Source organism: Anaerolineae bacterium (genome assembly GCA_014360855.1).
Classification (GTDB): Bacteria; Chloroflexota; Anaerolineae; order JACIWP01; family JACIWP01; genus JACIWP01.
In genome coordinates this window covers 1-2,886 of sequence record JACIWP010000339.1, presented here as the reverse complement: position 1 = coordinate 2,886, position 2,886 = coordinate 1, and the positions used below count along the sequence as shown (strand labels likewise).

At 63.0% G+C, this 2,886-nt stretch carries 3 protein-coding genes; 2 read left to right on the top strand and 1 reads right to left on the bottom strand.

Features of this window, described 5'->3' with window-relative positions; genetic code table 11:
* Both H5T60_13680 and H5T60_13675 read left to right on the top strand, forming a co-directional pair.
* Nucleotides 1-637 (top strand): extracellular solute-binding protein (locus tag H5T60_13680; protein MBC7243482.1); only part of this gene is annotated, 637 nt, incomplete at its 5' end.
* Between the two features lie 95 nt (nucleotides 638-732).
* Entirely contained in the window at nucleotides 733-1,641 is a 909-nt protein-coding gene (locus H5T60_13675; GenBank protein ID MBC7243481.1) for a sugar phosphate isomerase/epimerase, read from the top strand.
* Here the strand turns inward: H5T60_13675 and H5T60_13670 are convergent.
* Nucleotides 1,638-2,582 (bottom strand): hypothetical protein, encoded by a 945-nt coding sequence (locus H5T60_13670; GenBank protein ID MBC7243480.1) that lies wholly within the window; start codon nucleotides 2,580-2,582, stop codon nucleotides 1,638-1,640. The two genes, H5T60_13675 and H5T60_13670, sit on opposite strands and share 4 nt — an antisense overlap.
* Nucleotides 2,583-2,886: the final 304 nt, after the last annotated feature.

Below are 2,886 nucleotides of genomic sequence, written 5' to 3'. Positions count from 1 at the left end.
CAACGACGAGATCTGGGTTGACACCTGGGAGCAGTTCCGCAAGTGGATCCATGAGGAGAAGATCATGCGCATCCACTACGGCGGCGAGGGCTGGGCCTACTGGTACGATACCATTGACGATGTGATGCAGGGCCGCGCCTGCGGCTACACCGGCTCCAGCGGCGACCAGGGCGACCTGGACTTCAGCATCATCGCCGGCCATATCCAGCCCGGCTGGAAGAATCCGGCGCATCCGCCGGCCCCCGTCGCCCAGGCGCACTACGTGGTCTTCCCGCTGTATGTGTCCGAGGAGCAGACCAAGGCCGCCCTCAAGTTCTACAAGTTCTTCACCTCCACTGACATGACCGCGGAGTGGTCCGCCCGCACGGGCTACCTGCCGGTGCGCCTGTCCGCTCGGGAATCCCCGGTGCTGAAGAAGGCGGCGGAGACCACAATGCCGGCCATCATGGTGCCGGCGGAGCAGACCAAGTACGCCTCGCCTCTGCCGATTGACCCCACCGGCGGCAAGATCACCGACGCCCTGACCAAGGCCGCGGACAAGGTCGAGATCGAAGGCATCCCGGCCAAGGAGGCGTTGGATGAGGCGGCGGCGGAGGCCCAGGCGGCGCTGGACGAGTACTGGGCGTCCAAGAAGTAACACGGCTCCCACCGCATAGGTGCTTCTGGCCAGGGAGATAGGAGAACATCCTTCTCCCTGGCCTTTTCCTGTACACTGCATCCGGGAGTGATCACATGGGATCCTCGCAGAACCATCAGCGGCCCGTTCATATTGGTGCCTCGGTCAGCCCGTCGTTCCTGCCGGCCCAGTTGGAGGCCATTGACCGATATATGACGTATGCCCGCCGGCTGGGACTGACCTCCATCGAAATTGATTTCTCCATCAAGGGACACTATCCGCAGTATGCCCCTCTCCCGTACGCCTGGGAGGACAGCCCGGTGTGGGAGGAGGTGCGCCGGCGTGTCGAGCAGTTCCCCATGTCCGGCGCGCACCTGCCGTTCCTGGGCATCAATCCCCTTTCGGATGACCCGGAGGAGGCCAAATGGGCGAACTTCGAGTACCATTCCTCGATTGACCGCGCTGGGGAGCTGGGCCTGCGCTACGTCATCATCCATACGACGGGCCACCGGCCCGGGACGACGCGCGAAACCTGGCTTCCCATCTGGGTGGATTATATGGGGGAGATGGCGGAGTATGCCCGGCGGGCCGGCCTCATCCTGTGCCTGGAGAACGCCGCCGCTACCTTCCGGCTGGACGACACGGCCTATGTCATCCGCCAGGTGCATTCTCCCTGGCTGAGGATGACGTTCGACACCGGCCACGCCCAATATATCCTGAACTGGAACGGCGAACGCATCTGCGCCTACGAAGCCTACGGCTCCTTGGAGAATTTCATCCGCCGGGAGCATGATATTCTCTTCACCCTGCACATCCACGATAATTACGGTGAACAGGACGATCACCTGGTCATCGGGGATGGCAAGGGCGATTTCAGCTATCTGCGTACCCTCTACGAGCTGGGGTTCGACGGCGCCTGGAATTTTGAGCACAACATTGACGATAATTGGGACAGTGTCGAGGTGGCGGTGCGCCGGCTGAGGGCCTTGCTCGGCCTGCCGGCGGTCAACACGGCCGCTTCTTAGCGCCGGCGGGAGCGGCTGACCACCACCAACAGCATGGACAGCACCGCCACGCCGGCGAACCCGACCAATCCGATCCCCAGGAAGAGGTCGGCGGCCGTGTCCAGGCTGATGCCCAGGAAAGGCGTGGGAGTTGGTGTGGCTGTAGGGGTAGGGGAGGGTGTGTTGGTAGGCGTGGCGGTGACCGTTGCTGTCGCTGTGGCGGTGTGTGTCGGTGTGGCGCTGGCCGTAGGCGTTGCGGTCAAGGTCGCGGTGGCGCTGGGCGTCGGCGAAGGCGTGTCCGTCGGGAGCGGCGTCGGGGTGCGCGTCGGGGGCGCCGGCGTGGAGGTGGCCGTGGCCGGCAGAGCCGTGAAGGTGGGCGTCGGCTGAGGCTGGTTCGGGTCCACCGTCAGGGTCACATAGTCGAGAAAGCACTGGTCGGCGCCGAAAGTCTGGTCGTGGAACACCCAGACAAAGACGGTGATCTTCGTGGACTGCGCAACGGCGGACACGGATAGGTCGGGCATACGGGTCTTGTCCCAGCAGGATGGGCCCCATATCACGTTGGGTGAAAGAGGGTCCGTGCCGCCGAAGGGGTCAATGCCCAGCTTGCGCTCCATGCCCGGCACACTGCTGGCCGCCCAGCCGATGGTAACGCGATAGGCGACGCCGGGGGTGACGTTTGGCACTTCCTGGTAGATGCCGGCGGTGAAGGGTTCGCCGTCGGACCAGACGCGCAGGGAAGGCGCGCCGAAGGCGGTGTCCGGGGACTGGTCGAAGGCGGGATTGCCGCGCAGTTGGAAGTACCACCAGCCGGCGGGGACGAGCTTATTGGGGGTCACGCTGGTGAAGGTGTCGAACCCACCGTTGAAGAGGAGGTTGCCGCCGGCCTGGGCGGCGGTCAGTGAATGGACCGCCGACAGGCAGGAAATACACAGCAGTAGGATCAGCAGTGTGCGTCTCAAGTCGGCTCCCGGTCTCAAAGAGAATGATCAACATCTACCTCAGGTGGGGCCAATCGTCAAATTGCGGGGGTTGTGGCTTCGTATCCTCCTGCATGTACGGCCGGCGTTGGCTGTAGCGAGTCGCCCGTCTGCCCCAATGTCCCCATATCTCCATGTCCCACGACTTTTTCATTATCCTCCAAATCATACTTGATTTTATGAAAAGTTGTGGTACAATATAACCGGACGAGTTAACATTAAGCGGACCCCCATCGCTGTTCAGATGGTTCGATGATATCCATGTGGTCCGATCGCCGCGAGGGGC

Bases quoted from the DNA above. Each gene is read 5' to 3' on its own strand.
- H5T60_13675 (MBC7243481.1), top strand. From the start codon at position 733: ATGGGATCCTCGCAGAACCATCAGCGGCCCGTTCATATTGGTGCCTCG.